The 15,733-nt window shown below is 32.8% G+C and carries 17 protein-coding genes; 7 read left to right on the top strand and 10 right to left on the bottom strand.

What is annotated here, in order from left to right:
* Nucleotides 1-81: 81 nt before the first annotated feature.
* Nucleotides 82-606: an azurin gene (gene azu / locus LUU93_RS12450; protein WP_232681447.1), complete on the bottom strand. Its 525-nt coding sequence runs from the start codon at nucleotides 604-606 to the stop codon at nucleotides 82-84.
* 24 nt (nucleotides 607-630) lie between these two features.
* Complete coding sequence (locus LUU93_RS12445) at nucleotides 631-1,080, bottom strand: RrF2 family transcriptional regulator (protein WP_232681446.1); 450 nt, start codon at nucleotides 1,078-1,080, stop codon at nucleotides 631-633.
* Between the two features lie 201 nt (nucleotides 1,081-1,281).
* Between LUU93_RS12445 and LUU93_RS12440 the strand changes: the two genes are divergently transcribed.
* Nucleotides 1,282-2,061, top strand: a complete 780-nt coding sequence (locus tag LUU93_RS12440; RefSeq protein ID WP_232681445.1) for an NYN domain-containing protein — start codon at nucleotides 1,282-1,284, stop codon at nucleotides 2,059-2,061.
* Between the two features lie 37 nt (nucleotides 2,062-2,098).
* Nucleotides 2,099-3,613 (top strand): FMN-binding glutamate synthase family protein, encoded by a 1,515-nt coding sequence (locus LUU93_RS12435; protein ID WP_232681444.1) that lies wholly within the window; start codon nucleotides 2,099-2,101, stop codon nucleotides 3,611-3,613.
* Between the two features lie 52 nt (nucleotides 3,614-3,665).
* Here LUU93_RS12435 and LUU93_RS12430 read toward each other — a convergent pair whose 3' ends face one another.
* The 5 genes from LUU93_RS12430 to LUU93_RS12410 all read right to left on the bottom strand — a co-directional run bounded on the left by LUU93_RS12430 (nucleotide 3,666) and on the right by LUU93_RS12410 (nucleotide 7,520).
* Nucleotides 3,666-4,355, bottom strand: coding sequence for a hypothetical protein (locus tag LUU93_RS12430; protein WP_232681443.1), 690 nt, complete (start codon nucleotides 4,353-4,355; stop codon nucleotides 3,666-3,668).
* A gap of 2 nt (nucleotides 4,356-4,357) precedes the next feature.
* Nucleotides 4,358-5,134 (bottom strand): hypothetical protein, encoded by a 777-nt coding sequence (locus LUU93_RS12425; protein WP_232681441.1) that lies wholly within the window; start codon nucleotides 5,132-5,134, stop codon nucleotides 4,358-4,360.
* A gap of 150 nt (nucleotides 5,135-5,284) precedes the next feature.
* The gene (locus tag LUU93_RS12420) at nucleotides 5,285-5,716 is read right to left on the bottom strand and encodes a hypothetical protein (protein ID WP_232681440.1); all 432 of its coding nucleotides are present in this window, start codon (nucleotides 5,714-5,716) and stop codon (nucleotides 5,285-5,287) included.
* A gap of 208 nt (nucleotides 5,717-5,924) precedes the next feature.
* On the bottom strand, nucleotides 5,925-6,329 hold the full coding sequence (locus tag LUU93_RS12415) for a hypothetical protein (RefSeq protein WP_232681439.1): 405 nt from the start codon (nucleotides 6,327-6,329) through the stop codon (nucleotides 5,925-5,927).
* A gap of 12 nt (nucleotides 6,330-6,341) precedes the next feature.
* Entirely contained in the window at nucleotides 6,342-7,520 is a 1,179-nt protein-coding gene (locus tag LUU93_RS12410) for a glycoside hydrolase family 88 protein (protein WP_232681438.1), read from the bottom strand.
* Between the two features lie 323 nt (nucleotides 7,521-7,843).
* Between LUU93_RS12410 and LUU93_RS12405 the strand changes: the two genes are divergently transcribed.
* From LUU93_RS12405 to fjbamP4, 4 genes are all read left to right on the top strand, one after another.
* A complete protein-coding gene (locus tag LUU93_RS12405) occupies nucleotides 7,844-8,239 on the top strand; it encodes a ribosomal maturation YjgA family protein (RefSeq protein ID WP_232681437.1) in 396 nt (131 codons plus the stop codon).
* Nucleotides 8,214-8,792 (top strand): non-canonical purine NTP diphosphatase, encoded by a 579-nt coding sequence (locus LUU93_RS12400; RefSeq protein ID WP_232681436.1) that lies wholly within the window; start codon nucleotides 8,214-8,216, stop codon nucleotides 8,790-8,792. The genes LUU93_RS12405 and LUU93_RS12400 overlap by 26 nt, the downstream gene beginning before the upstream one ends.
* Before the next feature lie 193 nt (nucleotides 8,793-8,985).
* Nucleotides 8,986-10,890, top strand: a complete 1,905-nt coding sequence (locus tag LUU93_RS12395; RefSeq protein ID WP_232681435.1) for a DEAD/DEAH box helicase — start codon at nucleotides 8,986-8,988, stop codon at nucleotides 10,888-10,890.
* 449 nt (nucleotides 10,891-11,339) lie between these two features.
* Nucleotides 11,340-12,113 (top strand): protein BamP4, encoded by a 774-nt coding sequence (gene fjbamP4 / locus LUU93_RS12390; protein WP_232681434.1) that lies wholly within the window; start codon nucleotides 11,340-11,342, stop codon nucleotides 12,111-12,113.
* Between the two features lie 323 nt (nucleotides 12,114-12,436).
* Here the strand turns inward: fjbamP4 and LUU93_RS12385 are convergent, their stop codons facing one another.
* From LUU93_RS12385 to LUU93_RS12375, 3 genes are all read right to left on the bottom strand, one after another.
* Nucleotides 12,437-13,897, bottom strand: coding sequence for an aminoacyl-histidine dipeptidase (locus LUU93_RS12385; protein WP_232681433.1), 1,461 nt, complete (start codon nucleotides 13,895-13,897; stop codon nucleotides 12,437-12,439).
* A gap of 166 nt (nucleotides 13,898-14,063) precedes the next feature.
* Nucleotides 14,064-14,357: a type II toxin-antitoxin system RelE/ParE family toxin gene (locus LUU93_RS12380; RefSeq protein ID WP_232681432.1), complete on the bottom strand. Its 294-nt coding sequence runs from the start codon at nucleotides 14,355-14,357 to the stop codon at nucleotides 14,064-14,066.
* Nucleotides 14,354-14,566, bottom strand: coding sequence for a hypothetical protein (locus LUU93_RS12375; protein WP_232681431.1), 213 nt, complete (start codon nucleotides 14,564-14,566; stop codon nucleotides 14,354-14,356). Before LUU93_RS12375 ends, LUU93_RS12380 begins: the two co-directional genes overlap by 4 nt.
* 83 nt (nucleotides 14,567-14,649) lie before the next feature.
* On the opposite strand from LUU93_RS12375, the gene LUU93_RS12370 reads away from it, so the two are divergent.
* On the top strand, nucleotides 14,650-15,711 hold the full coding sequence (locus LUU93_RS12370; protein WP_232681430.1) for a DUF3810 domain-containing protein: 1,062 nt from the start codon (nucleotides 14,650-14,652) through the stop codon (nucleotides 15,709-15,711).
* The last annotated feature ends 22 nt before the right edge of the window (nucleotides 15,712-15,733 follow it).

The raw sequence follows: 15,733 nt of genomic DNA, 5'->3' as shown, positions 1-15,733 counted from the left end.
GATTTTTAATAAAAGACAAAATTATCTTTTATTAATATTTTAAAAAACTCCAAACCAAAATCAGGTTTAGAGTTCTTGTATTTATTCTACAATTAATACCCCTTTCATCATGGCTACGTGGCCAGGAAAAGTACATAAAAAGTTGTATGTTCCTTTTTTATCAATTGTAAATTCGATAGTATCTTCTTCACCTCCGCCCAATAATTTTGTATGAGCTACAATAGAAGCTTTTTCAGAAACCGGAATATAATCTGTAGCTTTTGCTTCGATCGCTTTCGCTGCAAAAGCGCTTTCATCTGTTCCTTGCTGAAGGATTACCAAGTTATGCCCCATCGCTTCTTTTGGAATTGTCCCTACATGTTTTAAAGTAAGTTTTATAGGTTTTCCTGCAACTGCTTTCAGTTCATTTTTATTAAACTGCATTTGATCATTTCCTTCAATAACCAGAACATTTTCAACTGCAGCTTCTGGTTTTACACCTTCATCTGATGTTGTTTCATTTATTTCTGTTGATTCGTCAGCAGGAGCTGCTTCTTTCTTTCCGCAAGAAGTTACTGCTAAAAACCCCATTAGCATTACCATCGAAATTGTGACTTTTTTATTCATTATTTTATATTTAAATTATAAGATTTATTCGCTTTTATTAAAGATTTTTAAATAATAATTTCCAGCATTTACACCAAGTGCCAGCTCCTCTAAAGTAGTATTAGTAAGCATTGCCAAAAGTAGTTCGCGTATTTTTTTAAATTGATTATGTACCGGACAAGGATGAATTTCTGAACATTCTTTCAGACCAATTCCGCAGCCTTTATAAATAGTATTTCCATCAATGGCATCGACAATCTGAATTAATTTTATCGATTTTAATGCTTCTTTCGAAACTTCAAAACCTCCTCCTACTCCTTTTGCCGAATAGATGATTCCGCTTTTGGTTAAAATCTGCATAATCTTGGCAGTAAAAGGTTCCGGCGAATCAATTTCTTTGGCAACATCTTTTATTCCAACCCTAATTCCTTCTGAAGATTTGGTTGCAATAAAAATGGAAGCCCTTATTCCATACTCACACGCTTTTGAAAACATATACTGATTAATTAATTCCTTACAAAGGTATTCAAATTCACTATAAAAGACAAATTTATCTTTAATTAATTTTTCTAACAAAAATCTTATTTATAACCAAAATAATTAACACGGTCAAAAACACTTATTCAGCAATAAACTCATATAAAAACGAATTTTAATTTTAACTTTGAGTGTACTTAATTTCTAATATCTAAAAAAATGCCTGCCAGCAACTCCAGAGAATTAAAATTAGCTGTTCTTATTGACGCCGATAATGTGCCCTACAGCAATGTAAAGGGTATGATGGAAGAAATTGCAAAGCTTGGAACACCAACAACGAAACGAATTTATGCCGACTGGACGAAGCCAAATGCAAACGGATGGAAAGCGGTTTTACTGGAGCATGCCATAACTCCTATTCAGCAATATAGTTATACGGTTGGAAAAAATTCTTCAGATTCGGCATTGATTATCGATGCTATGGATTTGCTTTATTCGGGGAAATTAGATGGTTTTTGTATTGTTTCCAGCGACAGCGATTTTACCCGTCTGGCGATTAGACTTCGAGAATCTGGTATGAAAGTAATTGGCATTGGTGAAAAGAAAACCCCAAGTTCTTTTATCGTTGCCTGCGACAGGTTTATTTATATTGAGGTTCTGGATGGTGCTATTCAAAAGAAAAAGCCAAAAGCAACTGCAGCAGATACCAAGAAACCTGTAGAAAAACCTGCCGAAAAAGCACTTCACAAAGTCGACAAACAAACCATTGACCTTATCGAAGCTACAATTGAAGATATTGAAGATGATGACGGCTGGGCATTTCTTGGCGATGTGGGTAATTTGATCGTAAAGAAAAAACCAGAATTTGACCCAAGAAATTATGGTTATTCTAAGCTTACCCCAATGCTGAAATCATTAACGGATATTCTTGAAATCGACGAAAGGGAATCGGATAAAAAAGGCATTAAACACGTCTATGTTCGATTACGGTTCAACTAATTAAATTATTACCTTATTTACTATTATTATTCAAAACATGAGAAAAAAATTCTTCATTTACGGATTCTTATTGTTTCTAATTGTTCTTGCAATTTACCATTACACAGATCGAGGTTATCTACTCGTTTTTATTATCCCAATTTTACTGATTATTGGAGCTTATAATGCTACTCAAAAAAAACATGCCATTTTAAGGAACTTTCCGGTTTTGGGTTATTTCAGGTATTTATTTGAAATGATTGCTCCGGAAATTCAACAGTATTTTATCGAAAGATCTACTGATGGAAAACCTTTTTCAAGAAACCAGCGCTCTCTTGTTTATCAAAGAGCCAAAAATATTGATTCGAGTACCCCTTTTGGGACACAGCAAAATTTAAATACCGAAACTTATGAAGGTATAAAGCATTCTATTTTTCCTGCAAAAGTAAATGAAGAATTACCGCGAGTTTTAGTGGGCGGAAAAGATTGTAAACAACTTTATTTAGCTTCTTTATTTAATGTTTCGGCCATGAGTTTTGGTTCGCTGAGCGAAAATGCAGTTCGCGCCATTAATATTGGTGCTAAAAAAGGAAACTTTTATCAAAATACAGGAGAAGGCGGTTTAACTGAATTTCATCTTGCCGGAGGCGGAGATATTACCTGGCAGATAGGAACTGGATATTTTGGATGCCGAGATGCCGAAGGAAATTTCAGCCCTGAAAAATTCTCGGAAAAAGCCAATCTCCCAAACGTTAAAATGATTGAAATTAAACTTTCACAAGGTGCAAAACCTGGACATGGCGGTGTGCTTCCGGCGGCTAAAAATACAGAACAAATTGCTAAAATTAGAGGGGTTGAACCGCATACTATGATTCTTTCTCCTCCGGGACACCATGCTTTTTCTGATGCTAAAGGACTTATTCATTTTGTGAAACAATTACGTGATTTATCAAATGGAAAACCTATTGGTTTTAAATTATGTATTGGAAATACAACTGAATTTGAGGCAATCTGCCACGAAATGATTGCCGAAGATATTTATCCGGATTTTATTACCGTTGATGGTGCCGAAGGAGGAACAGGAGCCGCTCCGCTAGAATTTGCAGATGGTGTTGGAATGCCTTTTGAACCGGCATTGATTTTCGTAAACAAAACACTAATTGGCTTAAATATTCGCGACAAAATACGCATCATAGGAAGCGGAAAAGTTATATCCGGATATTCAATCCTGCATGCCGTAGCTTTGGGCGCTGATATGTGTAACAGTGCACGTGGTTTTATGTTCTCTCTGGGTTGTATTCAGGCTTTGCGCTGCCATAACAACGAATGTCCAACGGGAGTTGCAACTCAAAACAAAATGCTGATGAAAGGTTTGGTTGTAACCGATAAATCTGATCGTGTTTATCATTTTCATAAAAATACGCTTCATGCTGCAAACGAACTTTTGGCTGCAGCCGGAAAAACATCTTTTGCAGATGTTGACATTAATATCTTTATGCGTGGTGATGAATTTACAAATCTATCAGAATTGTATTTTCCTGATAATTTAACAAACGTTACGAGACGTAATTAAAACAAAAAGCCTCTTTTGAGTTTTCAAAGAGGCTTTTTTAATTTTAAGAAATTTATTTCTTCTCTTTCATATTTTGAGAAAAGAATTCAATAGCACGTCCTTTTAATTTATCAAGAGGAAGTTTGTTACTTTCGAACTCGTAGAAACTAAGAAATCCATCATTTTTAAAACATAAAGCATAACCATTATACCTTTTACTTTTTTTGGTTATTTTGTATGATATCGCCTTAACGTCTCTAATAGTATTTTCTACTTTAAACTTTTGCAGGTTGGCGCCGTTTTTTAGATTTTTAAAACTTGATTCAATTTCTGCTTTAGATTCAAAATCATGAATAAAAACATTTAGATTATCCGGTGATTTAAACGCCATTCGCAAGGAATCATCATGTCTGTTTTGAAGATAAAAATCCTTTGGTATTTTTATCTGCGTATCTAATGCGATGTATATTAATGAATCTTTTTCCAGTTTTTGAATACCGTAATTGTCTTTTTGCAAAGCTGATAAACTATCTAAACTTTCATAATTAGTATACAATATAGTATTAGACAATTTCTTTTGAATTTCTCGCTGCTGCCTAAAATTCTCTTTCATCGTTTCCTGAGAATTTCGAAAACTTTCCATAACAGGATCATTTTCATAACGGGGTTTATTCATATTAGAACAAGTATACAACAGTCTGCCTCCTAAAATTATAACAGATAAAACACTTAATACGGTTCTCCATGTTGATCTTTCATCCATGATTATTTTAGATCTTTTCCTGTCAAAACAATATCATTTACCAGCTTACCTTTAGCATCCTGATATACATATTTTATTGTTGTAATGTTATAACGCTGTATAGAACCCAGAATAGTTTTTAAATCAGTGCTTCTTAAAATGCTTTCTTTCATTAAAACCTTTGCTCCTTCACCTTTAAGCAATTCAGAATACTGTTTTGGCACTTCAATTTTATAAACCAATTCATTTTTATCGCTAATTTCAATTTTCAGGATTTTTGTTCCGTCTTCATTTGTTATTGGCATATTCTGGTTCATTATGGCCAGCATTTGCTCCATCTCAGGATTCAAACCAGAACTTGAAAGTTCTTTTCTATCTATAGAAGCTGCGTTATTTTTGCTTAATATTTTATTTAACTCCTTTTCATCAACTTTCAATTCAGCAAGTATTGTACTATTATTAGCTAAAAAAAACATTTCGAACGTTACGCCTTCTTTAATTAGTTCCATTGAAGCTGCATCGCTTTTCAACATTTCGCTAAGTATAGAGGGAAACATTTGGCTATAAATAGATTTACTGGATTCGTCTGCTTCTAAATTGGTATCGATTCTTATTTCGACCTTATTTTCGGCTAAAAAAGCTTTTGCACTTGCGCTGCTGATAACATCATTTTGAAAAAGCGCACTCGAATTATTAAACGTATTAACATATTCCTGAATTTTTTGCTTGGTATTTTTACAGCTTACTAAAAACAAAGCAATAGCAATCGTGCATGTGATTTGGGTAATTTTTTTGATCATAGTTTTAAAGATTTTATTAAGTAGACTTTTACACAAACATAACCTAATGTTGGAATTAATCCAAAAGAATTATTTTTTCTTAACAAAAAGAAAATAGCCTCTATGATTTACAAAGAGGCTATTTTCAATACTTTATTTAATATTTTTAAATTAAAGTTTTGCGGTTTTCTTCTTTCCTTCCGCAGTTCCTTCTAAAACTGCTAATTCTTCTTTATCAACTATTTTTTTAGCTAATATGATATTATTATAGGCCAAAAAGTAAACATCAAACGTTACGCCTTCGCCAATTAATTCTGTAGAAATTTGATCATTCTTAATCATTTCTTTTAGTAAATCAGGAAATGAATTGGCAGCGGCCTGCTTATTAGCCTCATCACCTTCTAAGTTTGTTTCAATTCTAATTTCAATTTTATTATCATTTAAAAATGCTTTTGCAGTAGTACTGGTAATTCCGTTACCTTTTATGGAAGACGAATTATTGTAAGTACTTACATGTTCCTGAATTTTTTGCTTGGTATTTTTACAGCTTACCAGCAATAATGCAACAGCAAAAGCAAATGCGATTTGGGTAATTTTTTTCATAATTTTTTAGGTTTTTGGTTTATTTTTAACTCAAACATAATAAACTTTTAACACAAAAGCAAAATGAAAAAGTAAAAGTTTAAAATGTAATTATTTGACTACAAATAGATTATCCCGACAAAAGAATGAAAAGAATTAACTTAATAACTAAAAAAAAATCCTCTTTAAAATTGCTTAAAGAGGATTTAATAAATATATAATCTGAATATTATTTTAACAATTCGGCCAGAGATTCTTTGTTGATTATTTGTTTTACAAAAACGGTATTATCATCGGCTAAAAAATAAGCATCAAACTGAATACCTTCTTCAACCAGTTCCTTAGGAATTTGATCTTTGTTAATCATTTCTTTCAGCAGTTTTGGAAACGACGACTCGGCCTTTACTTTATTAACTGCATTTTGCTCTAAATTAGTTTCAAATCGCAATTCGATTTTATCATCATTAATATAACCTCTGGCAGTTGTGAGCGTAACATCTTCAGCCTTAAAATTTGCAGCAGCACTGTTATAAGTCGTTACATATTCCTGAAGTTTTTGTTTTGCATTTTTACAGCCCACAAGCATCAACACCATGATAACTGTACATAAAATCCGGCTTATTTTCCTAATCATAATTTTAAATTTTTATTTCAGTTTTTGAAGTCTTAAAAGTGCTTCAAGATAATAATAATCTGCGTAATTTATAGAACAATCTATTTCGCTTCCGGCAGGTTTATGGCCTGTAGAATGCAATAAAAATGCTGAGTTAACATCATGGCTTTGGTAATTATCTGAAAGCGATACAATCATTTTTTTAGATTTTGTCAAATATTCGTTTTTCAGCATTTTATCTTTCGTATAAGAACTCAACTCTAAAAGTGCCGAAGAAACAATAGCAGCAGCCGATGCATCTCTTGGAGCATTTGGAATATCTGGCGCGTTAAAATCCCAATACGGAACCAAATCTTCTGTAGTTAATTTATCCAGATAAACACGAGTTAATTTATGAGCAAAGTCTAAAAATTTTGGATCTTTTGTTTCTCTGTAAACCATTGTAAATCCATAAATTGCCCACGCCTGCCCGCGCGCCCACATACTGTCATCACTGTAACCCTGAGCCGTTCTTCCTTTTATTTTTTTACCAGTTTCAAAATCATAAATTACAACATGGTACGAAGTATTATCTGCTCTAAAATGGTTTGCCATTGTTGTCTCGGCATGTTTTACCGCAATATCATACAATTTTTTATTTCCTCCGTTTTTAGAAGCCCAAAATAACAATTCTAAATTCATCATATTATCGATGATAGTATTGTGACCGCCCATTTTATTATGAGGCCAGGATTGAATTGTTCCTACTTTTGGATTAAAAAGTGCTGCCAGAGTATCGGCTGTTTTTAGAATAATTTCTTTGTATTCTTTGTTTTTAGTCAATCTGTATCCGTTTCCAAAACTATTAAAAACCTGAAAACCTAAATCGTGATCTGCAGCTTTACTAACAGACAAAGGTGCTAAAAAGCGTGTAAATTTATCGGCTTCTTTCTCCCATTTTTTATCTTTTGTCGCTTCATACAAAAACCACAACTCTCCAGGCCAGAATCCACTTGTCCAGTCTTTGTAATTTACAAATTTCCAATCTTTGCTCCCATTCAGAACCATTCTTGGCGAAGTACCGTCATTCGGAATTACCTTTAATGTTTTTGAAGCCTGCTCTGCGCAATACTCCAATTGTTTTTTAACGTTAAACGAATTGTCTTTTTGAGAATAACCCTGATTTCCAAGAAGAAATAAAGCTGTAATCAGAGTAAAAAATTTTACACTCATGTGGTTATTTTTAGATAGGTAGTTTTTAGAACCGATAAATTTATAAAATAAAGTAAACTTATTTCAGCCTTTGTATTTTTTGTCCCCTAAAAATGTATTTTATTTTATTTTTTTCCATGACACAATCTTGTCATTCCTAGGAACGACAAAACTGCAAGACATAAAACAAGAATAAATCTGTTCAAATCAGCGTCATCTGCGTACCATTACGTCCAGCTTTCTAACTTTTGTTAATGCGGTTGCTTCATTCCTCGCAATGACAAACTTTATCTACAAATAAAAAATTTAATATAAATTTGCTTTTAACTAAAGTCTTTCTAAACTTGAAAAAATCCAGAATCTATTATTTCTTAATTTTTCTCTGCACAATTCTTCTTGGAATCCTTTCAAGAAAAATCTTCTTTATTCCTTTATGGATTGGAGATTCTCTTTATGCCATTATGATTTATTTTTTGGTGAGAATATTTTTTCCAACTAGAAAAGCTTTTATAATAGCTTTATTTTCTCTTTTGCTATGTTACTGCATTGAGTTTTTACAGCTTTATGAGGCAGAATGGATTGTTGAGCTTCGAAAAACACTTTTTGGAAGATATGTATTGGGGCAGGGTTTTCTTTGGTCAGATATTCTTGCTTATACATTTGGAATAATATTTATCTTTTTAATCGAAAAATTCACTTTAAAATATAAAATACATGAAACTGGTTTTCGCTTCAAATAATTTAAATAAAATCAAGGAAATTCAAAGTATTCTAAACGGATCTATTCAGCTATTAAGTTTAGAAGATATTGGCTGTCACGAAGAAATTCCTGAAACTGCTGATACGATTGAAGGCAATGCAATTTTAAAAGCCAATTATGTAACCGAAAAATATGGCTATGATTGTTTTGCTGATGATACTGGTTTGGAAGTAAAAGCTTTAAACGGAGAACCCGGAGTTTATTCTGCCCGATATGCGGGAGAACAAAAAAATGCCGATGATAATATGAACAAGCTTTTGGAAGCTTTAAAAAATGAAGAAAACCGCAGTGCACAGTTTAAGACCGTTATTGCTTTAAATTTAGAAGGAAAGCAGCATCTTTTTACCGGTTTGGCAAAAGGAAATATTATTTTAAATAAAACCGGAAATCATGGTTTTGGATATGATCCGATTTTTCAGCCTGAAAATTACAGTGAAACTTTTGCCGAATTAGCTGCAGAAATTAAAAATAAAATCAGCCATCGTGCAAAGGCAACTGAGCAACTTATTGATTTCCTGAACACAAGAAAATAATTGTTTAAAATACAACATTTTATTGGGCAAAATTGATATTTCACGACGTATTTTTTTTGATTTCTTTCGAAAATGATTTTACGCTAAACATAACTTTTTGATAATCAAATCATAACAAATCCATAAATCTTAAAATTGCATTAGTATATCTGAATAATTAACAGTAATTTTGCACCCTATTTTAAAAACACATATGAATAAATTTGAACAATTAGGATTGAATGAATCGTTACTGAAGGCGATTTTAGATCTAGGATTTGAAAATCCGTCAGAGGTACAGGAAAAGGCGATTCCCCTATTATTGGAAAAAGACACGGATATGGTTGCGTTGGCTCAAACAGGGACAGGGAAAACGGCAGCTTTCGGTTTTCCGCTAATTCAAAAAATTGATGCCGACAACAGAAATACACAAGCATTAGTTTTATCGCCAACACGCGAGCTTTGTTTACAGATTACTAACGAACTTAAAAACTACTCAAAATACGAAAAAGGTATTAATGTGGTAGCAGTTTACGGAGGAGCTAGTATTACAGAGCAGGCAAGAGAAATAAAGAGAGGAGCGCAAATTATTGTAGCAACTCCGGGAAGAATGCAGGACATGATTAACAGAGGATTGGTAAACATTAAAAATATAGATTACTGTATTCTTGATGAGGCTGACGAGATGTTAAACATGGGATTTTATGATGACATCGTATCTATTTTATCAGATACTCCAGACGAAAAAAGCACATGGTTGTTCTCTGCAACAATGCCGCAGGAGGTTGCGAGAATTGCAAAACAATTCATGAGCGATCCTTTAGAAATTACTGTTGGGACTAAAAACTCTGGTTCATCTACAGTTTCTCACGAATTTTACTTAGTAAATGCCCGTGATCGTTATGAAGCTCTAAAACGTTTGGCAGATGCAAACCCGGATATTTTCTCTGTGGTTTTCTGTCGTACTAAAAGAGATACTCAGGCTATTGCCGAGAAATTAATTGAAGACGGATACAGCGCCGCTGCATTGCACGGAGATTTATCTCAGGCACAGCGTGATGGTGTAATGAAATCTTTCCGCGGAAGACAAATTCAGATGCTTGTTGCTACTGACGTTGCTGCGCGTGGAATTGACGTTGATAACGTAACACACGTTGTGAACTACCAATTACCTGATGAAATCGAAACGTACAACCATCGTTCTGGACGTACTGGTAGAGCCGGGAAATTAGGGACTTCTATTGTAATTGTTACAAAAAGTGAGTTGCGTAAAATTTCTTCTATCGAGAGAATCATCAAACAAAAATTCGAAGAAAAAACTATTCCATCTGGAATCGAAATCTGCGAAATTCAATTATTGCACTTAGCAAATAAAATTAAAGATACTGAGGTTGATCACGAAATTGACAACTATTTACCAGCAATCAACAATGTTCTTGAAGATTTATCTAAAGAAGAATTGATTAAGAAAATGGTATCTGTAGAATTTAACCGTTTCATTACTTACTACAAAAAGAATAGAGATATATCTACTCAATCTTCTGGGGAAAGACGTGAAAGAGGTGATTCTGAACCAAGAGAATTCAATAATAACGGAGCAGTTCGTTATTTTGTAAACATCGGTTCGAGAGATAATTTTGACTGGATGTCTCTTAAAGATTACCTGAAAGAAACATTAGACTTAGGTCGTGATGACGTTTTCAAAGTTGATGTAAAAGAAGGTTTCTCTTTCTTTAATACTGATCCTGAGCATACTGATAAAGTAATGGATATTTTAAATAACGTTCAGTTAGAAGGACGTCGTATTAATGTTGAAATTTCTAAAAATGACGGAGGCGGAAGACGTGACCACAACAACCGTGGCGGCGGACGTAATTCTGGCGGACCAAGAAGAGAAGGAAACTTTGCTCCAAGACGTGAAGGTTCTGGCGGAGGTTTTAGAAGCGACAGAAATTCTGCTCCAAGACGTGAAGGTTCAGGCGGAGGATTTAGAAGCGACAGAAACTCAGCTCCAAGAGAAGGTGGTTTCAGAAGAAACGAAGGAAGTTCTGACAGAGCCCCAAGACGTTCTGAAAGTTTTGGTGATTCGCCAAGACCAAGAAGACCAAGAAGAGATTAATAATTTAATATCTTAAAATATAAAATCCCAAATTCCTGACATAAATGGAATTTGGGATTTTTTTTATATTAAGAATCTTAACCCGTTGAGTATAATTAATTTTAACACATAGAAACATAGATTTAGCACTCTCAAAAAAAATCGTTTCACTTATTTAAAACAAACATAGAGAGCTATGTGTTAGAAACAAGTTTCTTTTTATATCCTTTTACACATATAAAACCTATGTTTCTATGTGTTAAATGTTTTTTTTTACACCCAATGGGTAAATTTTAATCTCTAAAAATGAGTTTTGTAATTCAAAAACAATGTAATTTAATCTTCCTTTTCTCTTTTTATTTAAATATCAAAAGCACTACTGCTGACTTTGTTAATTTTCTGATAATTATATTCGAAGACTGCGAAATATTTAATCTCTATTTACTACTTTTAGTGCTTTAAATCAGGATATGAAATATTTCGCAGTTTTCTTTTTTTTACTATTCTCTGCCGTAAGTTTTGCACAAGATGCCGAACCTACAACTCCGCAAAGGGTTTCAGGTTACATTATAAACGATGATAGTAAACAACCTCTTCCAAATGTAAATATCATTAACACCAATAAAGTACGCGGCGCAAAATCTGATGCAAAAGGGTATTTTGAGATTGATGTTCAGCCTAATGATACAATTCATTTTTCTCTTTTAGGATTTCAATCTCTTAGGATCAGAGTGACAAATGACTGGATAAAAAATAAAGTAACTCGAATTCAGCTTACTGAAAAAGCAATTGCGCTTGAAGAAGTTATTATTGCTCCATTTAATTTAACAGGTTATCTTGAAATTGATTCGAAGTTAATTCCAACCAAAGAAAACTACCGTTATAGTATTTCGGGTCTTACCCAAGGTTATGAAGCGGGTGAATATTCTCCAAATGCTTTTGGAAAAGTATTGGGTTCTATTTTTAATCCGGCAGATATGCTTTATAATTTCTTTGGAAAAAACAGCCGGGAGCTCAAGAAACTCAAGGACATGAAAAAAGACGATACGATTAGAAATCTTTTAGAAACTAAATACGATCGCGAAACCATAGCAGTTCTGTTAGGAATCAGCAAGGATGAAATTCCTGAAATCATGCATCGCTGTAACTATTCTGACGCTTTTATTCAAACCGCAAATGACTTACAGATTTTAGATGCTATAAGCGGCTGCTACGAACAATATAAAGTATTAAAAAGGAATTAAATTTTACTTTTATAAAAACATACAAATCCTCAATTTTAAAAATTGGGGATTTTTTTTATGTCTTATAATTTTTTAAAAAACTATATTTACTATAATAAAACAGTAAAACAAATAAAATCAATACATTATGGCAAAAGGTCAAGATGCTAAAAAAACGGTAAAAAAAGAACCGTTAAAAACGGCTAAAGAAAAGAAAGAAGAAAAAAGAGAGAAGAAAAATTCTCCTAAAAGAGATTAAAAAAAGTGTTCAGTGTTCAGTTTTTTTTAGTGTTCAGTTTAGTCAACAGATTTACTGATTACTAAACTGAACACTGATTACTTTTTTATTTAACCGGAATATTTGAAAGAATTTCTAATACAAATTTCCAATATTTTTGAGCAGATGAAATACTGGCTCTTTCGTCTGGAGAGTGCGCCCCGTGAATGGTTGGCCCAAAAGAAATCATATCCATATCTGGGTAATTTGTTCCTAAAATCCCGCATTCTAAACCAGCGTGACAAGCCACAACTTTTGGCTGTTCGCCATTTTGTTTTTCGTAAATATCTTTTAGAACTTCTAATATTTCTGAATTTACGTTTGGAGTCCATCCCGGATAAGAACCAGAAAGTTCAACTTCGCATCCTACTAATTCAAAAGCAGAACGTAAAGAATTAGCCAAATCAAATTTTGAAGATTCTACAGAAGAACGCGTTAAACATCCAACCAAAATTTCTCCATCTTTTACAACAACTCTTGCAATATTGTTTGAAGTTTCAACCAAATCAGCCATATCCGCGCTCATTTTGTAAACTCCGTTTTGTGCCGCGTAAATCGCTCTGATAATTCCTTCCTGAACACCTAGATCCATTACTTTTTCAGGTAAATCAGTTTTTACGATTTCGATAGATAGGTTTGGTTCAGTAGTTTTGTATTCTGCTTTGATGTCAGAAATAATTTCCTGCATATCATAAACATACGCTTCATCAAACATCTGAGAGATAATTACTTTAGCAGTACTTTCTCTTGGAATTGCATTTCTAAGACTTCCTCCGTTAATTTCAGAAACCTGTAATCCAAAGTTTTCGAAACCATCAAATAATAAGCGGTTCATGATTTTATTTGCGTTTCCTAAACCTTTATGAATATCCATTCCAGAATGACCTCCATTTAGGCCTTTTACGGTAATAGTATATCCAACAGAACCTTCTGGAACTTCTTCTTCGTTATAAGTTCTTACAGCCGTTACATCGATTCCACCGGCACATCCTATATCAATTTCATCATCTTCTTCCGTATCCAGGTTCAATAAAATCTGACCTTGAAGAATTCCTCCCTTTAAGTTTAAAGCACCAGTCATTCCGGTTTCTTCGTCAATTGTAAACAACGCTTCAATTGCAGGATGCGGAATATCTTTACTTTCTAAAACTGCCATAATTGTTGCCACTCCTAACCCATTGTCAGCACCAAGCGTTGTACCGCGGGCGCGAACCCAGTCACCATCAACATACATATCAATTCCTTGTGTATCAAAATCAAAAACGGTATCTGCATTTTTTTGGTGAACCATATCTAAGTGACCTTGCATTACAATGGCTTTGCGATTTTCCATTCCCGGAGTTGCGGGTTTTCTGATGATTACATTTCGTATTTCGTCTTCAAAAGCTTCTAAACCTAAGCTGTTTCCAAAGTTTTTCATAAACTCGATTACACGCTCTTCTTTCTTTGACGGACGCGGAACGGCGTTTAAATCTGCAAATTTGTTCCAAAGTGCTTTTGGTTCCAGATTTCTTATTTCCTGACTCATTATATTTTGTTTGAAGTTTAACAATTAAGAACTTCAAAGTTACAAAGTTTAAATGCTTTTTCCGCCACGAATTAAACGAATTAGCACAAATTATAATGGCTCTAAAGTTGAATAGATATGAATACTCAATTTAAAACAATAAAATTTAAATTAAAATTCAAACTTCTTAAAGAGGATATTTTGAGGGATTTAATGATGTATTAAAAACAGACATAATGTATACCGTTTTCACTTTCTCATCAATAAAATAAAAGATAATAAATGGAAATTTTTTAATGGGAAGACCTCGATAATCCTTATATCTAATTTCAAAAAAAGGGTTTTTCGATAATGTATCCAAATGCTCATCAATCACTTGATAAAAATATTCACCTAAACCGCTTTGCTTAGACTCATAGTAATCAATCGCTTCTTGTATATCTGCAAGTGCTCTCGGTTCAATAACAATATTAAAAATCATTTCTCTGATTTGAAACGTAATTGTTTTTTAGCTTCGTTCCAAGGAAGAAAATCATCTTCTTTTGAAGTTGATCTTCTATCGTCTAACAAATTTTTCATTTCTTCGCTTACAGAAAATTCATTAATTACGGTTTCATAATTAAATTTCTCTATCAACTGCATAAAGAATGACAATTCGTTATCAGGAATATTTAAAGTGATTTGTGTCATTTTCTTCGTTATTGAATAACAAATTTACAAAAAAGAAAACGAACTAGTATTTTAATTATTATTTTTAACCCAAAAGTAAAACCGTGACACGAAAATATATCCTTCCTTTATTTCTTTTAGTTCAGATTATCTTTTTAAAAATTCTGCCGTTTTTTCCTGATTTTGTTGAAGGTTTTTACAGTAATAATGTATACATCAGAATTTCGCATTTCTCACGAGTACTTTTAGGTAAAATTTCATTTTCTGTTGGCGATTGTATTTACGCAGTTTTAATTTTATCGATGATAAGCTGGTTTTGGAGAATTCGAAAAACATGGAGAACAGATTGGAAAGATCATCTTTTAAAAATTACAGGTAAAATTTCTGTTTTTTACTTTTTCTTTCATTTGCTTTGGGCTTTCAATTATTATCGCAAACCACTTTTCGAGAAAATGGAAATCAAAAGGGAATATACTGATGCTGATTTATTAGCCTTTACAAAAAGACTGATTGTTAAAACGAATGAAATTCAGTTTAAAATCACAAAAAATAAAGGCGAAAAAATCAATTTTCCGTATTCTCAGGAAGAAGTTTTTAAGATGAATTTAAACGGGTATGATAATTTAGCCAAAGAACATTCTTATTTTAAATATGACGCTTTAAGCGTAAAAAAATCACTTTTTAGTGTTCCGTTAACTTATATGGGATTTGGCGGTTATTTGAACCCTTTTACTAATGAAGCACAGGTAAATGATTTATTGCCTATGTATTCTTTTCCAGTTACTGCTTCACATGAAATGGCGCATCAGATAGGTTTTGCCAGCGAGAATGAATGTAATTTTATAGGCGTTTTAGCATCTGTAAAAAATGACAATTTATATTATCAATATTCCGGGTATAGTTTTGCGTTGCGCTATTGCCTTGGAATCTGGAAATTTAAAAACGAGAAAATTTTCGAAATTTTAAAGAGACAAGTAAATTCGGGGATTTTAAAAAACTATCAGGAAAGTCAGGATTTTTGGAAACAATATGATACTTTTATTGATAAGGGTTTTCATTTTGTTTATGATAGTTTCTTAAAATCAAACAATCAAAAAGATGGAATGGAAAGTTATAGCAAGTTTATAGATTTAATGATTAATTATTATAGAACAAGAGAATTATAAATTTTGCCACAGATTTAAATGA

The organism is Flavobacterium soyae (assembly GCF_021245985.1).
GTDB classification, from domain to species: domain Bacteria; phylum Bacteroidota; class Bacteroidia; order Flavobacteriales; family Flavobacteriaceae; genus Flavobacterium; species Flavobacterium soyae.
This window is presented reverse-complemented; position numbering and strand designations above follow the sequence as displayed.